At 45.1% G+C, this 18,981-nt stretch carries 16 protein-coding genes; all 16 read right to left on the reverse strand.

Going from position 1 to position 18,981, the window contains the following annotated elements; all coding sequences use genetic code 11:
* Nucleotides 1-78: 78 nt before the first annotated feature.
* The 16 genes from J2Z65_RS02890 to J2Z65_RS02965 all read right to left on the reverse strand — a co-directional run bounded on the left by J2Z65_RS02890 (nucleotide 79) and on the right by J2Z65_RS02965 (nucleotide 18,947).
* Complete coding sequence (locus tag J2Z65_RS02890) at nucleotides 79-2,007, reverse strand: stage V sporulation protein D (protein ID WP_167063728.1); 1,929 nt, start codon at nucleotides 2,005-2,007, stop codon at nucleotides 79-81.
* A gap of 87 nt (nucleotides 2,008-2,094) precedes the next feature.
* Nucleotides 2,095-4,383 carry a penicillin-binding transpeptidase domain-containing protein gene (locus J2Z65_RS02895; RefSeq protein WP_167063724.1) on the reverse strand — a complete coding sequence of 763 codons (2,289 nt, stop codon included), beginning with the start codon at nucleotides 4,381-4,383 and terminating at the stop codon, nucleotides 2,095-2,097.
* A 15-nt stretch (nucleotides 4,384-4,398) separates the two neighbouring features.
* Nucleotides 4,399-4,839, reverse strand: coding sequence for a cell division protein FtsL (gene ftsL2, locus J2Z65_RS02900; protein WP_167063721.1), 441 nt, complete (start codon nucleotides 4,837-4,839; stop codon nucleotides 4,399-4,401).
* Between the two features lie 20 nt (nucleotides 4,840-4,859).
* Nucleotides 4,860-5,810, reverse strand: a complete 951-nt coding sequence (gene rsmH / locus J2Z65_RS02905; protein ID WP_167063718.1) for a 16S rRNA (cytosine(1402)-N(4))-methyltransferase RsmH — start codon at nucleotides 5,808-5,810, stop codon at nucleotides 4,860-4,862.
* Between the two features lie 92 nt (nucleotides 5,811-5,902).
* On the reverse strand, nucleotides 5,903-6,340 hold the full coding sequence (mraZ, locus tag J2Z65_RS02910) for a division/cell wall cluster transcriptional repressor MraZ (protein ID WP_127451955.1): 438 nt from the start codon (nucleotides 6,338-6,340) through the stop codon (nucleotides 5,903-5,905).
* 124 nt (nucleotides 6,341-6,464) lie between these two features.
* On the reverse strand, nucleotides 6,465-7,556 hold the full coding sequence (locus tag J2Z65_RS02915) for a DUF4349 domain-containing protein (RefSeq protein WP_167063715.1): 1,092 nt from the start codon (nucleotides 7,554-7,556) through the stop codon (nucleotides 6,465-6,467).
* Between the two features lie 136 nt (nucleotides 7,557-7,692).
* Nucleotides 7,693-8,955 carry an adenosylhomocysteinase gene (locus tag J2Z65_RS02920; RefSeq protein ID WP_167063712.1) on the reverse strand — a complete coding sequence of 421 codons (1,263 nt, stop codon included), beginning with the start codon at nucleotides 8,953-8,955 and terminating at the stop codon, nucleotides 7,693-7,695.
* A gap of 12 nt (nucleotides 8,956-8,967) precedes the next feature.
* Complete coding sequence (gene bshC / locus J2Z65_RS02925) at nucleotides 8,968-10,602, reverse strand: bacillithiol biosynthesis cysteine-adding enzyme BshC (RefSeq protein ID WP_167063709.1); 1,635 nt, start codon at nucleotides 10,600-10,602, stop codon at nucleotides 8,968-8,970.
* A gap of 152 nt (nucleotides 10,603-10,754) precedes the next feature.
* Nucleotides 10,755-11,717 (reverse strand): ABC transporter ATP-binding protein, encoded by a 963-nt coding sequence (locus J2Z65_RS02930; protein ID WP_167063706.1) that lies wholly within the window; start codon nucleotides 11,715-11,717, stop codon nucleotides 10,755-10,757.
* Nucleotides 11,710-12,747, reverse strand: a complete 1,038-nt coding sequence (locus J2Z65_RS02935) for an ABC transporter ATP-binding protein (RefSeq protein WP_275691061.1) — start codon at nucleotides 12,745-12,747, stop codon at nucleotides 11,710-11,712. The genes J2Z65_RS02930 and J2Z65_RS02935 overlap by 8 nt, the downstream gene beginning before the upstream one ends.
* Nucleotides 12,748-12,760: 13 nt before the next feature.
* A complete protein-coding gene (locus tag J2Z65_RS02940) occupies nucleotides 12,761-13,693 on the reverse strand; it encodes an ABC transporter permease (protein WP_167063704.1) in 933 nt (310 codons plus the stop codon).
* 3 nt (nucleotides 13,694-13,696) lie between these two features.
* Nucleotides 13,697-14,629, reverse strand: coding sequence for an ABC transporter permease (locus J2Z65_RS02945; RefSeq protein WP_167063701.1), 933 nt, complete (start codon nucleotides 14,627-14,629; stop codon nucleotides 13,697-13,699).
* A gap of 107 nt (nucleotides 14,630-14,736) precedes the next feature.
* Nucleotides 14,737-16,419 carry a peptide ABC transporter substrate-binding protein gene (locus J2Z65_RS02950; RefSeq protein WP_167063698.1) on the reverse strand — a complete coding sequence of 561 codons (1,683 nt, stop codon included), beginning with the start codon at nucleotides 16,417-16,419 and terminating at the stop codon, nucleotides 14,737-14,739.
* A 399-nt stretch (nucleotides 16,420-16,818) separates the two neighbouring features.
* Nucleotides 16,819-17,217: a DUF3397 domain-containing protein gene (locus J2Z65_RS02955; protein WP_240159895.1), complete on the reverse strand. Its 399-nt coding sequence runs from the start codon at nucleotides 17,215-17,217 to the stop codon at nucleotides 16,819-16,821.
* 17 nt (nucleotides 17,218-17,234) lie between these two features.
* Nucleotides 17,235-18,182, reverse strand: a complete 948-nt coding sequence (locus tag J2Z65_RS02960) for a ketopantoate reductase family protein (protein WP_167063691.1) — start codon at nucleotides 18,180-18,182, stop codon at nucleotides 17,235-17,237.
* Nucleotides 18,183-18,293: 111 nt separating this feature from the next.
* Nucleotides 18,294-18,947: an RsfA family transcriptional regulator gene (locus tag J2Z65_RS02965; RefSeq protein ID WP_167063688.1), complete on the reverse strand. Its 654-nt coding sequence runs from the start codon at nucleotides 18,945-18,947 to the stop codon at nucleotides 18,294-18,296.
* Nucleotides 18,948-18,981: the final 34 nt, after the last annotated feature.

An 18,981-nucleotide genomic window follows, 5' to 3' on the forward strand; every position in this document is an offset into this window, starting at 1 on the left:
TATGGACAATTTTATGCATATGGAAAAGCTAAACATGTCTTATTTGCTAATCTTTTTTTAAAGAGGATCGCAAATCCTCTACTGCGGCGGCTCATTGTTCGATAAAAAAATACGAATCGTTGAACCTTGATCGACCCGAGTGCCTGCTTTAGGCGCCTGGCTAATCACATATTTGCCATTGCCGGACTTTGCCAGCTTAAAATTCATGTTCAGATCTTCTAATATATCATCAACTGACGCTCCAACCAAGTCCGGCACCTCAACAACCGGCGTTTCCCCATACCGGTACTCTTTGTCGAGCTGCTGTTTATTCGGTTCCACCTTCATATAGCGCAAAGCGTCAGCCATCATATTCTTAACTAAAGGCGCTGCGATCAAGCCGCCGAATTGAATCCCTTTGGGATCATCCACAGCTGCGTAAATCACAATCTTCGGATTATCCGCCGGAGCAAAACCAATGAATGACACGATATGCTCATCCGGAGAATAACGGCCGTTGATTACTTTCTGAGCCGTTCCCGTTTTACCGCCGACCCTGTAGCCGTCAATAAAGGCATTGCGCCCTGTTCCTAACGCTACTACGCTTTCCAGCGCTTCGCGAACCTGTTTCGAGGTTCCTTCAGAAATAACGTTGCGTACCAATTCTGGCTGGGTCACGTTCACGACTTCTCCCGTGTCCGGATTCGAGAATGATTTGGCCACGTAGGGCTTAAACAGTTTACCGCCGTTGATCGCTGCGGATACAGCCGTAATTTGTTGAATCGGCGTCACCGATACCCCTTGACCGAACGCTGTCGTCGCCAGCTCCACCGGTCCAACCTGAGACGGCTTGAACATAATCCCGTTCTCTTCCCCGCCAAGGTCAATGCCTGTCTTTTTCCCAAAGCCAAACTTGGAAATATAATCAAAAAGCTTCTCCTTGCCAAGACGTTGGCCCATTACGACGAAACCGGGGTTACAGGAGTTTTGAACAACTTGGAGCATGGTTTCGCTACCATGACCGCCGCGCTTCCAGCAGCGCAATCTGGCTCCGCCAACCTCGATAAACCCTGGGTCATAGAAGGGTTCGTTCTTGAGATCAACTTTTTTCTCTTCCAGGGCTGCTGCCAGCGTGATGATTTTGAACGTCGAACCTGGCTCGTACGTCTTCCAAATCGGCAGATTCCGGTTGTACGTCTCAGCCGGAAAATTTTTATAGTTGCCTGGCTCATAGGTCGGTCTGCTGCCCATGGCCAAAATTTCTCCATTGTTCGGATCCATCATAATCGCAACGACATTTTGCGCTTGATACTGAACCATCGCTTGATCCAGTTCTCTTTCCATCACAGACTGCAGGTGACTGTCAATCGTCAGCTTTACGTTCAAACCATCCTTAGGACTCGTATACTTATCCGTCGTCCCTTTTAGCGGTCTGCCTGCTGCATCCGTCATATACGAGATATTGCCGGGAATGCCGGTCAATTGACTGTCGTATTTCGCTTCAATCCCTGTTAAGCCTTTATCTATGCCAGCAAAGCCTAGGATGTGTGCCGCTAAACTGCCGAACGGATAGTATCGTTTATTATCTTCCGCGACAACGACGCCCGGCAGATGCAGATTGCGGACTTCCTGAGCTTTTTCAATCGTTATTTTACGTCCGGACGGCTTGATATCGACTTGGGAAGTTTTTTTCGTAATTTGTTTATAAATATCATCTGCATTTCCTTGAAGCACTTCCGCAAGCTTCGCCGCTGTACTTTGAGGATCTTGAATTTGCACAGGAATCGCCACGATCGTAGGCGTGCTCATACTGTAAGTCAACGTGATCCCGTTGCGATCCTGTATTTCTCCTCTTTTCGGCGCAAACTCAATCTGTCTCCTCCAGCTATCCTCCGCTTTATTCGCCAAGTCTTGTCCAATCCATAGCTGGACGTAGGCTAATCGGAGAATAAGAGCAGTAAATATGACCGTGCCAGTGATGAGCGCAGTAAACAATCTGCGGCGAACAGTAACGTTAGAAGCACGCATGAACGTTCAATCTCCCTTCCCAAATAAGTCAGTCTCATTCCTAACATGACTATTCGGGACAAACAGGGGTTAGAACAAGCCCTTTGCTTATGGCGACTTTTTGGCTGTAGTTCGTTGTGTATCCGTCTTCCCATTCGGGGTTGACGTCGCAGCATCTGACGCTGACTGTGTTTGACCGCCAGCTGCAACGGCTTTATCGCTTAACGGCTTAAGCTGCAATGTCACGCTGCGTCCTTCACCTTCTCCGGTTGTCGCCTGATCGGAGACATAGCCTTCGCCAGTGGTTTGGCAATCCACTTTAAAAAAGGAACACGCTTCTACGGCATCCCGCAACGATCGACCTACTAAATTCGGAAGCGGCATATCGCTCACGTTTTGCATCGCAACATATATTCGTTGTGAGGACAAAATTTCAGTACCCGCTTTCGGGAATTGATCCACGACCTTCTCCCCTTTACCGAATACTTCCAAAGACAAACCGCTTTCTTTGGCCGCCGCTCTCGCGCTCTCTGCGGTGGTATCCACGAAATTAGGAACTTTTAACTTATTCGCTTCTTTGGTTACCATCTGCGTTTGCTTGCTTGATTTAACGCCCATATACTGCAGGGATTCACCGACAATATCTTTAAAAGCCGGCGCTAGCACCTGTCCGCCCAAATGATAGTTGCCGCCAAGATCCGGCTGATCGGCGATCAATGTAACGAGAATTTTAGGGTCTTCTACAGGTGCGTACCCGATGAATGAAATAACCCATGAATCGGTCGAATACGTTTTTTCTCCAGGAAGTACCAAGTTCGCTGTCCCCGTCTTACCGGCTACTCGGTAGTCCTCCATATAAGCCAGCTTACCTGTTCCAATGTCTTGGTCTGAAACAACTTGCTCCAAGTAGCCGCTAACTGTTTCTGCCGTCTTCTCACTAACGACTTGTCTGATCACTTGCGGTGCAAACGATTGAATCGTCTTCCCTGTTTTGGGATCGACGATATCCTTCACGATATGCGGCCACATTAATTTGCCGCCATTCGCCATTGCTGCGTAGGCTGCCGTTTGCTGAATGGCTGTAACTACGACTTTCCCTTGGCCATACGTTGCAGTAGCAAACTCAGACGGGTATTTCATATCTATGAGTCCCGATACTTCATTCGGCATATCGATATTCGTTTTTTCATTGAATCCAAATTTTTCAATATAACTCTTGAGCTTAGGTTGTGTGAGCTTCTCTAATCCTAGTTTCACGAAAGCTACGTTACTAGACCGCTTAAGTCCATCCAGGTAAGAAATTTTGCCCCAACCCACGCGATTGTGGTCATGAAGTTCTCTATCCTGTACGCGAATCATACCTGATTGGTACATCTCATTCGGATTGAATAAACCTTCTTCTACCGTTCCCGCTAATGTGACAATCTTAAACGTCGAACCTGGCTCATAGCGGGAGGCCACAGCATTATTTTTAAAATCACTTTGATCTTTGATGTTCCAGTACGTATTTGGATTAAAAGTCGGCGTATTCGCCATGCCTAATATTTCCATCGTTTTTGGGTCGACCGCTATCGCCGTTAAGCTTTTCGGGTGCCACTTATCATTCACTTTCGCCAGCGCGCTCTCCAGGTAAAATTGAATGTTCTTATCGATGGTCAGACGGACATTGCTCCCATCCTCCGCCGGTTTAAAATTGACTTTCGCGTCCGGAAGCTCCACTCCCTTGCCGTCCTTCTCATAGCTCAACATGCCAGGAACGCCTTTTAGCGTGTCATCCAGCTTCAACTCTAAGCCAAGCGCTGCTTTGCCTTCTTTGTTCGTATATCCGAGAATATGCGAAGCCAGCGTTTCTCCCGGATAATATCGTTTCTTTTCATCAACAATGCCTACTCCGATGTTCGTTTTGGACGATTTATTCAGCCTCGTTTGCATCGTCGCAATGAAATCGCGAACTTGATCCGCTTTTTCCTTGTCAATTTTCCAGCCCTCGTTGCGAATCTCAACATTGACGGCAAAATCACTACCATCCGGCTTCTTTCTAGTGGCGAGCTCACGAATCTTAGTTTCTAGCGCCGGTTTGGTCGCATCGGACTCTTTCAAAATATCGGCCAAACCTCGGGCGACATCATCAGCAACACGCAGTCCATCAATCATTTTGGGATTCAGCGTGACCGTGTAAGCAGTCCCTTCAACGGCTAGAACCTTATCATTACGGTCCATAATGGTCCCACGAACAGGTGCGATGACTCTGTCAGTCTCCCATTTTTTCTCGGCTTGCTCTAGCAACCACGATGCATCCACCACTTGAATCCAATAGACTTTAACCAAGAGGACAACAAAAAGAAGGGTAAAGAACCCTCCAATGAGTAAAGATCTCAGCTTAATTTTTTTTGTCATATCGATACCTGCCCGTTACGGTTTAGAAGCAACTTTAGTATTTTTACTGCTGTTCGTGCCTGTCTTGGCTTTTCCCGGAGCTACTAGACTTACCTGCTTCTCGTCTTGTAAATTAAACCCTAGGCGCACAGCTTCCTCTTTTAAACGATCTGGGCTTTGCAGTTTTTCTACTTCCTGCTTTAAAGCGCTGTTCTGAGCTTGAATCTCGCGAATTTCCCCCTGCATTTTCAAAATACTTGCATTCATTTGGTAGATTGACGCATATCGCCAAATAATCACACCTGCAACTATGACACAGAGGAGAACTGTAAACAGATACAGCATTTTCTCTTGGGCCGGCAGCGATTTGTTGCGATAAACAACCTTGGTTGTCTCTTTAATCTTCACCTTAGCTTTAGCCGCTGGAACAGAACGTTTCTGATCAAGAGCCAAATTCCCCTGGATATAAGATGGCATATCAATTTCCTCCTTTTGTGTCAAAGCTTTTCTGCAATACGCAGTTTGGCGGATCTTGCTCTCTGGTTCACCTCTAACTCGTGCTCACTTGGCATAATCGGTTTACGTGTTACTAACTTAAGATCACCGGATTTGTTGCAGACACACATTGGAAAAGCTGGCGGACATGTGCATTTTTCCACATTTTTGACGAAAAACTGCTTGCAGATGCGATCTTCCAAGGAATGGAAGGTGATAACCGCAACTCTGCCCTCCGGAGCCAGGCATCTCACTGATTGCTCCAGCGCCTCTTCAAAAGCGCCCAATTCATCATTAACGGCAATTCTTAATGCTTGAAAGCTTCTCTTAGCGGGGTGACCGCCTGTTCTTCTTGCTGCTGCAGGAATCCCTTCCTTAATCAACTCCACAAGTTCTCCCGTGGTTTCAATCGGACCTTTGGTACGAGCTTCAGCAATAACACCAGCAATTCGGCGCGAAAACTTCTCTTCCCCATATTCAAACAAAATTTTGGCGATTCGTTCAGGAGGCCACTCATTCACGATCGTTTTGGCGGTTAATTCCGTCGTACGATCCATTCTCATATCGAGCTCCGCATCTTGATGATACGAGAAGCCTCTTTCGCCGTCATCCAACTGTGGGGATGATACGCCAAGATCGAAGAGAATTCCGTCTACCTGCGGCTTCCCATCGCGTAGTGCTCTCGGCTCATTCATGAGTACATGCTCCAAATCTCTGAAATTGCTTTTCACGATTTTCACGCGATCCAGGTAAGGAGCCAATACGGTTTGAGCATTTGCTAGAGCGACATCGTCCTGGTCAAGTGCAATCAGTAGCCCATTAGCACCTAATTTAGATGCGATCAGGGAACTATGCCCCGCACCTCCCATCGTACAATCCACGTATACGCCATCCGGTTTTATATGTAAACCTTCAACTGATTCTTCCTTAAGTACCGTCACATGATGAAACATCTTGGTGTCCTCCTAAGAGCTTTGCTTTAGCAAAGCTTTCTTCGTAAGCATAGTCTTAGTTTTGCCTTGGCAAAACTGTCTTCGTAAGCAATCTATAAATCAAAATTAAAGTCGACGAGTTTCTCAGCTATTTCATTGAATGACTGTTCCGATTCATTGGCATAGCTTTCCCAAATTTGCTTGCTCCAAATCTCTACCCGGTTAGAAACACCGATAACCACACAATCTTTTTCAAGCTTGGCATGATCGACGAGATTGCCTGGAATGTTCGCTCGACCTTGCTTATCGAGGTCGCACTCCGTTGCCCCGGAGAAGAAAAAGCGAGTGAATGCGCGCGCATCTGATTTCATCAATGGCAGTGCTTTAAGCTTTTGTTCGAGTATCGCCCATTCGGAACGCGGATATACGAACAAGCACTGATCCAGACCGCGAGTGATAACGAAGGATTCGCCTAGGGCTTCACGAAATTTGGCCGGGATGATCATACGGCCCTTTTCGTCTATGCTATGTTGATATTCCCCCATGAACATAGCATGGTGCCCCCTTTCCCTCCACTTCCTACCACTTTTCACCACTTTTTAATGTTAATTCGCCAAAAACGAAATAAATCCTGCTTCTTGAGCAGGATTTGTGAAAAATTTTTCAATTATAGGTCTATTCTGCGTCTATTGTTCCTTGTTTCTCTTCATCAAGTGAGTTCAAAGAAGCATTTTGTTCTTTGATTTGATTTCTCATAGTCAGTAGTTGTTTGTTTCTCTTGCGCCTGTATACCCAAATAGGAACGCCGATTAACATAGCAATGACGATAACCGGGAAAGCTGCAGCCAGGAAAACAAGAACGCCTTGCAGGACAGCTACTAGTACATTTAGGCTAGAGTTCCACGCTTTCTGAAGCCGCTCACCTAGTGACAATTTACTCGGATCCGATAGAAGCGGCTTTTTATCCGTTTGTTGGTACATGCGAACTTCAACCGTGGAGTAAGCCACATTTTGATCCAAATACCTCATTCGGCCTTTGATCTGTTCGATCGCCTCCTGTACTTTGGATAACTCATTGGAGAAAGCAAGCAAATCGTCCGTCTTAGAGGCCTTCTCCATAAAGCCGAGCAATCTGGTTTCAACTAACTGCTTCGCTTTCAAACGCGAGCTGAGGTCCACATACTCCTCCGTCACATCCTGACCTTGAACGTTCCTTTGCAGCGATGGACTGATTTTCTCTAATCCGTCTAACAACGAAACAAAACCGTTCGCAGCCACTTTGATCGTATAGGTGCCGCCACGTTCCCCGGTATTGGCACTTTCCGAAAACTGCAGGATGTAAGCTCCGCTCAAGGCCACAAGATCGCGGAGCGCCGTTTGCGCCTTGCTGTAATCATCAACAGGCATGACTAAGTTAGCGCGATAAATGAGCTTCCGGTTAAAACCGGCCGCCTCATCGCTTCCTGTAGCCGGCATCACGGTCATCGTGGCATCCTTGCCATCTGCCGGCGTTTGAACAGTTGCGGAGCTAGCCTCTTTCCCTTTGGCATCACTAGATGCCTGTGCCTGAATCGCAGGAGCTGCCGCAGTCTGTCCATCAGCGCGAGTCGCATCCATCTTTGCGGTGTCGCTGGTTGTGCTCATTTTCAACTCGGAAGACGCACCCATTTCGCCTTTGGATGAGCTGCAGCCTGCCATGATGCAGCCCGCCACCATACATACAGCAAGCAGCAACGATACCTTTAGCACCCACTTTTTGACCCCCATCTCGCCATCCCCTTCGCTACCAAATATAGGTTATACATCCTATAAACGGAGGTCGCGAATGGAAAGTTGCAGGAAATGGGCCAAAACAAAAAAAGCCTACCGAACCACCAAAAGTGGTCCGATAGGCTTCTGATTCTTAATGCTCTGCCCAGCTGTCGAGGTATAGCTTTTGCTCTTCCGTTAATGCATCAATGCTAGTACCAAGTGATTCTAATTTGAATCTGGCTACTTGCTCATCCAATACGTAAGGCACATTAACAACGGTTTTACCTAATTTTTTGTATTCATCGTTCACATATTTCAGAGACATAGCTTGAAGTGCAAACGTCATATCCATAATTTCAGCCGGATGACCATCCCCAGCTGCCAGGTTGACAAGTCGGCCTTCAGCCAGCACATAAATTTTGCGACCATCCGTCAGTTGGTATTCTTCAATGTTGCGACGAACCGTGCGTTTGGATACGGATTGCGCTTCAAGCTCAGGCTTGTTGACTTCGACATCGAAATGTCCTGCATTCGAAAGAATTGCGCCATCTTTCATTACTTTGTAGTGCTCGCCGCGAATAACATCTCGGTTCCCCGTTACTGTCACGAAGAAGTCGCCTAATTTCGCCGCTTCAACCATCGGCATCACGGCAAAGCCATCCATGTACGCCTCAACGCCTTTGATCGCGTCAATTTCCGTAACAATAACATTTGCACCCAAGCCTTTGGCACGCATCGCTACACCTTTACCGCACCAGCCGTAGCCGACCACGACGACCGTTTTACCGGCAACAACCAAGTTCGTTGTACGGTTAATACCGTCCCAAACGGATTGGCCTGTACCGTAACGATTGTCAAACAAGTATTTGCAGAATGCATCATTCACAGCAACCATCGGGAATTCCAGTTTCCCTTCTTTTTCCATCGCTTTCAAACGAAGGATACCGGTTGTCGTTTCTTCTGCGCCGCCGCGAACTTGAACAGCCAGATCCTTACGCTCGGAGTGAAGAATGGATACCAAATCGCCGCCATCATCAATGATGAGATCAGGCTTAGTTTCAAGCGCTTTAATCAACAGTTCTTTGTATTCTTCCGGACTTGGATTGTATTTCGCAAAAACCGTAATGCCGTCTTCTACAAGCGCAGCACATACATCATCCTGGGTAGACAACGGATTACTGCCTGTAATTGTAACTTCCGCTCCACCAGCTTTCACTACTTTGGCCAGATAGGCTGTTTTTGCTTCAAGGTGCAACGAGATTGTTACTTTCAGTCCTTTAAAAGGCTGTTCCTTCTCAAATTGCTCGCGAATACGGTTCAAAACAGGCATATGCGCCTGGACCCAATCAATTTTCAAATGACCTTCAGGTGCCAATGCGATATCGGCAACAATACTTTTTTCTACAGTTGTCATGTCCAATTCCTCCTACAAATAATAAACACGGTGCAAACCATCAACAGGAATCGAATTCTCTAAAAGATCTTTCATCCAATCATTCCCATAACGATTCATATAAGCACACCCATTATACACTCTTTCCTGCGGCTTTGCTAACGGTAATATCGTTAGACGAATGCGTTCCAACTGCCTTAATGTCGCATCAAACTGTGTCTTATACGCATCTGATGCTTTATGCTGCAGAAATTCGATCTGCTCTAAAATTTTCACCAAGTTCGTATCGCCGAGCTTTCTTACCCCTGGATTGATCGCGGCCAACGATTCCACAAGCGGCGTATAGCTGTCACGGAACTCGGATTTCACTTGATCAAAGCGTTCATTTAACCGTAGTGTATCCTGGGAATCCAGCCAATCCTGCTTCTTTTGTTCAAACCGATAGAGGACATCTTCAAATGTAAAATCATACTTGTTCATTTGCTTCTTAACGGTGCCCTCGATTAAAGTAAACTCCAGGCGTGGCGCCACTATCGGCATTTTCATACCAAACTGGGCGAAAGCGTGCTTAGTGAGAGCCCAATAAGCAATTTCGCCGGCTCCTAAAACGGTAGCCAACACGGGGAACAAGAACTCCTGCATGAGCGGGCGCGACATGACGTTGTTGCTTAGCTGCGCCGGGCTCGTTACCGCCAAATCATGCAGCTGCTCTTTGGTGAATTGATATTCCTTTTTCTTATCGGTAAAATACTCGCCTTCGCGGTGCAGGAGCAATCTGTGTCCGCCCGCATATACGAACAGATTAGCCCCATCTTTCGTCACTTCCGCTTGAGGGCTATATCCTGCTTGCATTACCTCGTCCTGATTCTTTAACAAAGAAGCTGCAAAAGCTTCATTTTGTAAAACCAGCTGTTCGAACATTCCCGATTCTATGGCGCGAAGCGAAGGTTCATCAGAATCAATCAAAACAAGACCGTATTCACCGAACAAGACCGCCATCCAGCGAGCAAAAGCATCGGAAAGCGTTGCATCGCCTTCTGTTGCCTTTTCTAATTTCGCCATCAAAGAAGCTTTGAACTCGGTATCCATCAAAGACTGATCCAACTCAGACAAGGCTTCTTTCCAAGCTACAGCACCAAGAGGCAGCTTACTGACGGACGTACGCTGTCCTGTCGGATGGTCAACCTTTATTTTGTCTATCTGCTGCGTATTCGACAGTGTATACATATGATTGACTTCGTCGAAATCGTGATCCTCGCCAGCAATCCAGAAGACGGGAACGACAGGCCGATTTAATTTGCCGCTCCATTCTCTTGCTAACTGAATAATGGATATTGCTTTGTATAGAACCAGTAGCGAACCCCCGAACAATCCCGCCTGCTGCCCGCCAACAATAGCAAGCGCCTCCTTGCTGGCAAGGGCGGCAATCTGATCAAATGCGGCTGGGGCATTACCAATCTTCTTATTATATGCTTGCAGTACTTCCACCAAGCGTCCGCGATCAACCGAGCGTGCGGATTGCCCTTCATCCAGCCACTTTACGCGGGACTGCCAATCTTCCTGATTTCCAAAATGATATGGAAATAAATCAGCAGCTTGTGCTGTTTGATGAATATAATCTTCAGCTAATCCCTGATTTTTTTTCCAATGAAAAGTTTCCATTTGCATATGCGACTACTGTCCCCTCTTCATACCAAATAAAACAACTATTCTTTGATTGTACACGGTAGGCAAGCAATCGTCAAAACTGTATTTCAAATAATTACAATTGAAATAAAAGAACGCCAAAAAGCCGCCCCAATCGGGACGGCCGAACAAACTTAATACAAATGACAAGCTACGAAGTGATTCGGTTCCACTTCTTTGCTTGGCGGCATAGATTCCGCACATTGCGGCATCGCTTGCGGACAGCGCGTACGGAACGGACAACCGCTTGGCGGATTGAGCGGGCTCGGTACGTCTCCCTGCAGGATGATGCGCTCACGCGTACGTTCGATTTCCGGATCCGGAATCGGAATCGCAGACAATAGCGACTGTGTGTACGGGTGCAGCGGTTTCGCATATAGGTCGTCTGATGTTGTAACTTCAACCAGATTACCTAGGTACATTACCCCAATACGGTCAGAAATGTGCTTAACCATTGCCAAGTCATGTGCAATGAACAAGTAAGTCAAGCCCATTTCTTTCTGCAATCTTTTGAACAAGTTCACAACCTGAGCTTGAACGGAAACGTCCAATGCCGAGATCGGTTCGTCCGCAATAATGAATTTCGGCTCAATCGCAAGCGCGCGGGCAATCCCGATACGTTGACGCTGACCGCCGGAAAACTCATGCGGAAAACGGTTCGCGTGCTCATCGTTCAGACCAACAGCGCGAAGCAGCTCCATTACGCGTTCTCTACGTTTAGCGCCGCTGTATAATCCATGAATATCAATACCTTCGGCAATGATATTCCCTACTGTCATACGCGGATTCAACGATGCGTAAGGATCTTGGAATACCATTTGCATATTCCGGTTAAATTCTTTCAGCTTTTTGCCCTTGAGTTTATGGACATCCTCGCCGTCAAAAATGACTTCACCTTCAGTCGCATCATACAGCTTAATGATTGTTCTGCCTGCGGTAGATTTACCACAACCGGATTCCCCTACGAGACCGAATGTTTCACCGCGGTTGATTTCGATTGAAAAATTGTCAACGGCTTTCAACACTTTGCCGTTGCCAAGATTAAAATGCTTCTTCATATTGCGAATTTGCAAAATTGGTTTATTGGCATTAGACATGTTGATGACCTCCCACTCCTACAGGACGTTCAACTTTCGGCGCATCTGGATGCAACAGCCAGCAAGCAGAACTATGCGTCTCGGAGAGCGTCGTATGTTCCGGATCTACTTCCAAGCATTGGTTCATCGCGTATGGACATCTTGCTGCAAAAGCACACCCTTTTGGAGGTGCAAATAGATCTGGCGGCGTACCTGGAATCGGTACAAGTTCTTCATTCGCATTTGTATCCAAGCGCGGTACCGAACGAAGCAAGCCCCATGTATATGGATGCTGTGGATTGTAGAAAATCTCGTCTACTGTTCCTTGCTCGATAATTTTACCTGCGTACATAACCACCACGCGCTGCGCCATATCGGCTACAACACCAAGGTCATGCGTAATTAGAATAATGGATGAGTCCGTCTTCACGGAAATTGTTTTCATCAAATCAATGATTTGAGCTTGAATCGTAACATCAAGAGCCGTTGTTGGCTCATCGGCAATTAGAAGCTTAGGCGAGCAAGCAAGCGCGATCGCAATCATGACACGTTGACGCATACCACCGGAAAGCTCATGAGGATATTGATGAATACGGCCTTCAGGCGAGTTGATGCCTACAAGCTTTAGAATCTCAATTGCTTTCTCCGTTGCAGCTTTCTTGCTTAATCCTTCGTGCTTTATAAGACCCTCAGTAATTTGATCGCCGATTTTCATCGTCGGATTGAGGGATGTCATCGGATCCTGGAAAATCATACCGATTTCGGATCCGCGAATTTTTTCCATTTGTTTGTTGGAAAGTTTGGTAATATCCATTTTCCCATCAAACATGATAGAGCCGCTTTTTATATAACTAGGCGGAGTAGGAATTAAACGCATGAGCGTTTGTGCCGTAACGGATTTACCGCAGCCGGATTCACCTACAATCGCCAACACTTCACCTTTTTTCAAAGAAAAAGATACGCCGCGAACAGCTTGAACTTCCCCCGCATACGTACGGAAAGAAACTCGCAAATCTTTTACCTCAAGCAAATTGTTTTTGGTGCTCATCATTATTCACCCCTTCTTACTTGCGCATTTTTGGATCAAGCGCATCACGAAGCCCATCGCCGAGCAAATTGAAGCTTAACAAGATTAAGCTGAAAATGATTGTCGGGAAAATTAGGCGATGCGGATATAACCGGATATAGTTGGCGCCGTCAGACAGCAAGTTACCAAGCGATGCAAGCGGCGGCTTAACACCAAGACCGATGAAGCTTAAGAAGGCTTCTGTAAAAATTGCGGATGGAACAACGAAAGTGATTTGTACAATGATAATCCCAAGCGCATTAGGAATCAAGCTGCGCAAAATGATTCTCATTGGCGATGCGCCAAGCGTACGGGAAGCCAAGACGAATTCTTGTTCTTTCAGCGTGAGCATTTGACCGCGCACCAAGCGCGCCATAGGAACCCAGCCCGTTATTGCCATGGCCAAAATAATAGAAGAAATACCGGAACCGATAACCATAATGAGCAGAATCGCGATCAGCAAGAAAGGAATCGCATAAACGATTTCAATCGCACGCTGCATGACTTCATCGACTTTCCCACCATAGTAAGCGGAAATACCGCCATAGATAACACCGACAACTAAGTCAATTAGTGCGGCAATAATCCCGATGAACAACGAGATACGGGTTCCCCACCATACGCGGGTCCATACATCACGGCCAAAGTCATCCGTACCGAACCAATGCTGGGCGTTAGGGGACACGTTCTTTATTTTAAGATCCTGCGTCTGATAATCGTAGCTTGAAACAAAAGGCACGATAATCGCTAGTACGATTAAAGCAACCAATATAATTAAGCCAGCCATAGCCAGTCTATTTTTCTTAAGTCGTCTCCAAGCGTCCTGCCAATAATTGAGCGAAGGTCTTACAATTCTTTCGCCAGTCAATGTTTCTTTTGCAACGGGAGCAAACTTGTAGCTATTCTCTGTTGCGTTATTCGGAGTTTGCATGTATTATTTCCCGCCTTTCCCAAGACGAATTCTAGGGTCTACAAAACCATACACGATGTCTGTGATAAAGATAACCAAAATGAGAATGGCTGAATAGAAAATCGTTAATCCAGAAATCATGGTGTAATCGTTGGAATAAACCGATGAAACGAAGTGTTTACCTAAGCCTGGCACTGAGAAAATTTGTTCAACTACAAGGGTACCTGTAATAACGTTTACAAATATTGGGCCGATAATCGTAATAACTGGTAAAATCGCATTTCGAATCGTATGCTTCACAACAACCGTAAAGTTGGACAAACCTTTGGATTTAGCCGTTTTAATGTAATCTTGATTCAGAACGTCCAGCATCGAAGTACGCATCAAGCGTGCCAGGATGGCGATGGTTCCAAATGAAAGAGCAATCGCTGGTAATATACGATAGCTTGGCCCTTTCCACAAACCAGCAGGAAGAATTCCCCATTTAACACCAATGTAGTACGAAAGCAATGGACCTAGAACAAATGATGGGATGGAAACACCCAAAATTGCGATAAACATAGCGGTATAATCGCCTGCTTTATTATGCTTGAGCGCTGCAATAATCCCTAGTGTAAGACCTGCAATAATCGCAATAGCGATTGAGATCAAACCAAGTTCAAGTGAAGACGGAAACGCTTGTTTGATAATATCTGTAACTTTGTGAGCAGGGAATTGAAAGGAAGCTCCTAGATCGCCATGGATGATATTGTTCAAGAATGTCAAATACTGTTCCCACAACGGCTTATCTAATCCGTATTGCTTAAGCAGCATATCTCTCGTAGCTTTAGGAATCTTTTCAGCGCCTTCTCCTAGTGGATTCCCTGGTAAGTTTTTCATCAATACGAATGTAAATGATGCGATCAGCCATAACGTGATAAGCGCATATAAGAAACGGCGAAGAATGAACTTGACCATATTGCTCCTCCTTTATTAATTTAAAGCTCTAAGAAATTTAGAAGAGGCCGCTCCCACGAGGTGCGAACGGCCCCTTCCTTTAATACACAAAACTATAGGTCAAAAAATTATTTAACAGAAGCCCATTTCAATTCCCACTCTTGACCGAAGGAAGGAAGGATCAAACCATCAATACCCGGTTTTTTCAAGTAAGCGCGAGTACGGAAGTAAAGTGGAGCTACACCTTGATCATCCATTAGGATTTTCTCAGCATCAACCAAATTTTTCGCACGTTTGGTTGGATCAACTTCAGTTTGAGCTGCTTTAACTAGTTTGTCGTACTCTGGGTTGCTGTAGTCGCCTTCATCAAATTCTCCGCCAGTTACCCACATATCCAAGAATGTCATTGGATCGTTGTAATCTGCGCCCCATAGAGATAGAACGATATCGAAGTCATGTTTGGAGGACAATTCGATACGCAGTGCGTGCGGAACTGGGTTCGCTTCTGCTTCGTATCCAAGGTTTTGTTTCCATTGTGCAAGGATGAACTCAAGTGATTTTTTCGCAGTTTCTGTATCGTCTGCGTTCACTTTCATTTTTGGAAGAGCTGTTAGGCCAGCTTCTTTCAAACCTTCAGCAAGCAATTGTTTAGCTTTAGCTGCATCGAACTTCGGTTGCGTATCGCCAGCAGATTTACGGAAGTCGCCGCCAGCACCGTCAGATGTACCGCCAGGTACTAGACCTGTGGAAGCTACGGAACCGTTAGCAAGAACGGTATCAACGTAAGCTTGACGATCGATGGCCATACCTAGAGCTTGACGGATTTTTTTGTTAGCCAAAGCTGGAACTTTTTTAGTTTGGTACATCAAGTAAGAGTTAGTCAACTCTGGTTTAGGCAGGTTGTCCGGCTTACCAGCGTAAAGTTTCAATTGATCGCGGTTGATTTCAGTCAAATCAGCAGCATCAGTTTCATATAGGTTAAGACCAGTATTGGAATCTTTTACAATGTTAACTGTCGCTTTCGTAATTTTAACGTTAGCAGCATCCCAGTACTTTTCATTTTTAACAAGTTCAAGCGTTTGGCCATGATCCCATTTGCTAAGGATGAACGGACCTGCACCGATTACTTTGTCAGCTTCTGCTCCATATTTATCGCCAGCTTTTGTAACGAAATCTTCACGTTGTGGCAAGAAAGTTCCGAACGCAAGCATTTGTGTAAAGAATGTAACTGGTTTCTCAAGCGTGATTTCTAGCTGTTTGTCGTTAATTGCTTTAACGCCAAGAGCATCTTGAGCTTTTTTAACTTCTTCAGGAGTTTTCGCTTTTGTTACAGCTTCTCCACCTTTAATCCAAGCTACTACGAAACTATATTGTCCTTTTGTAGCAGGATCCAATGTACGTTTGAAGGAGTATACGAAATCTTGTGCTTTAACCGGTTGACCATCAGACCAGTTCGCATTGTCGCGAATGTCGATCGTGTAAGTCAAACCATCAGCAGAGATTTTAGGGAAATCTTTAGCAAGTCCAGGAGTTGCTTTGCCGTCTTTGTCTGTACGGTACAGACCTTCGTTAAATGCGCTAATGAATGTAAAAGCAGCATTTGCTGTTGCTTTGGAGCTATCCATTACCGGTGGCTCAGCTGTAAAGTTAATTTTAATTTCTTGCGGTTTGTTGGAAGCTGGTGCTGTAGTACCTTTCGTATCACCGGATGGGGATGCGGAAGGAGTTCCCTCACTCTTTGCGCAACCAATTGCTACGCTGCCCATAAGCGTTAATGCTACTGCTGTTGTAACCCACTTTGTCGCTTTCATAAAACGCCTCCTCTAAAATTATGTATGTCTAGAATATCTATGGCTAGGTGTTTGATAGTTTTCTTGACATAAACACTACACCTTTAACCCAAAAATAAATGAAACCGCTTCAGAGATGTCATATTATCTCACTTGAACCTCTGGTAAAAAAAATTACTAGACTCTACGCAAGGAATTATAACATAATACCAAGCTTTGTCCAGACTTAATTTACCTAAGTAAGAATATTTACAAAAAACGATGGAGGAGTAAGTGTCTCACGGATTCTAATTATACAACCATCGGTCAATAAAATCTAGACGATTTTCATTGTTATTTTCTACAAATCTTAATTAAAATATTACAAAGACTTTCGAAAAGTCACTTCATTCGCATGACTTCAACAAAAATCGCCTCGTTTCATGTCGAAAAGATGTAATTTTTCCCAATATTCAAAAAGAACAGCAAAATATACAGCGTGGATAGACCCAAAAAGCTGAGTCTCCAAACCACCCTGCCTACCCGTAACAAATCTGTTTGGCCTTTCAAATGTGTTTGATAGCCGCCAATAATTCCAAATGCTATGAGCACAATGAGCGTAATTAACCAGAACCCAAAGTTTGTATGAAATAATTGATTCCACATCAAAGAAACTGACCCCAGAAGGAAAATAGTCGTAACATCCATGGTCAGTCTAGTCGTCATTTTCTTATCACGAAGAAAAAAATACACCAGAAACCATAATAAAACAAATGTAATAAACGGCGCTACAGCCAGAACCGCATAAAGTGTGGAAATCCAACTTATCAGTACATCCATCATCATCAACCACCTATTTATTCTATGGCTTTCACTAATTGGTACACTGTGAGATGTGTTGGAAGCTCAAGGTTCAGTTCTTTGGCCATCTGTAAAATGCTTCCGTTTATTCGATCTATTTCTGTGTTTCTGGATTGCTCGATATCTTGCAGCATGGATGAATGATTCCCACTGGTAGCTTCACAAACCATTAAAATGGTTTGCCATAAATCGTCAGGCACTTGGATACCTTTTGCATTTGCGATTATGCAAGCTTCCTGGTAGAGCGCTAGCATTAAAGATTTTGTCCATACTGAATTCAGAAGTTCCCCGTTTTTTACACGCAAAATAGCTGTAAGTGGGTTGATCACCGCATTGATAATCAATTTGTCCCAAATCCTTACCACCATGTTTTTCGACATCTTCGTCTGAAATCCTGCCTTCTCCAGCAAGTTTACTAACAAAAAGTGCATAGAATTTTCATCATCTTCAGTTTGATCAACACTCCCTATGTAGGTAACGCCATGCCCCGTGTGAAAGACCGTCGTGAGCCCCTCTCGTTTAGCGCCTTCTGTTGTTACCGCAAGCAAGAGTTTAGCCCTTCCAACTCCTTGACTTAGCATCGATTCATGGCCGATTCCATTTTGAAAGCTAACCAAGTAAGTATTCGGTGAACTTTGTGCTTGTATATACTGTACAAGTTCTTGCGTAATAGCCGGTTGTTTTACCATGAGAAAAATATAGTCGTATGCCTGTACCGAACCATTAGTCGCTCCTGCTGCTGCCTGATAATGCCCAAAATCTATAGAACCCTTACATGTTGTCCTATGAAGTTCTGATGTACTGCCTAGTAAAATACCTTCCTGTGCAAGCTGGTCAGCCTGCTCTATGGTCCGTGCAATAACCGTCATATGCTCACAAAAAGAGGACAGCTTGGCAGCAAATAAAAGCCCCAAGGAACCCGCCCCTATTATCATAATTCGCATCTTAATTCCCCCACACTTATAGCTTTCGTCATCATTATACAACAAAAAAGCCTCAGTCCAAGGTTCCTCCTTGATCTGAAGCTTTTTCATCTATGGGAGCAGAAGTTCAAATCATTCTACTCTCTCTAAATTGCCGTTTGCATCCATCTTGAACCGCGGCTTCTCTTCTTCCTCTTCTTCCACTAAAAAGGCCATCTTCCGCGCCCGGTCCATTATTTGGATCAGCGCTTTGTAATCATCATTGACAACGCGGTAATCCGTTTCCACTTCGTTTACTTGTTTATTGAGCTTATTATTTTCTCTGCCCAGTCTATCTAGTTCGTCTTCCTTGTCTTGCAGTTCTTTTTCCAAGTTTTTAATATGACGATTCATATCTTGATACGTATTTCTCCATTGTCTCAGGAAACGAATCACCGCATCGATAGATAGTGTTTCTTCCGTAAACGATTCCGTTTTGCCCGTTGACAGTTCAGGCGCATCCAATAGGCCAACGGAAGAAGAACCTGAGATGGATACAGCCGCATGTTTCTTGAGCTGCGTTCTTTTTTGACGCTGTGCTTTTGCAATCTGGATGGCTGCTTCATATTTTTTTCTCACAAAACTGTTCCATCGAAATCCGCATGCAGCCGCAGTTCGCCCAATCCGTTCCCCAACTTCTTCAAACGCCGATAATTGCGTGCTGCCCTCTCTAATGTGACGCAGAGTCACTTCCGCTAAGATCAGATCGTCTTCATCGCTCCAAGCATCTTGTCTTATAGCCGACATAAGGTTAAACCTCCTAACATAATGTACAGATGCA

Origin of the sequence: Paenibacillus aceris (assembly GCF_017874035.1) — a bacterium.
Taxonomy (GTDB): domain Bacteria; phylum Bacillota; class Bacilli; order Paenibacillales; family NBRC-103111; genus Paenibacillus_E; species Paenibacillus_E aceris.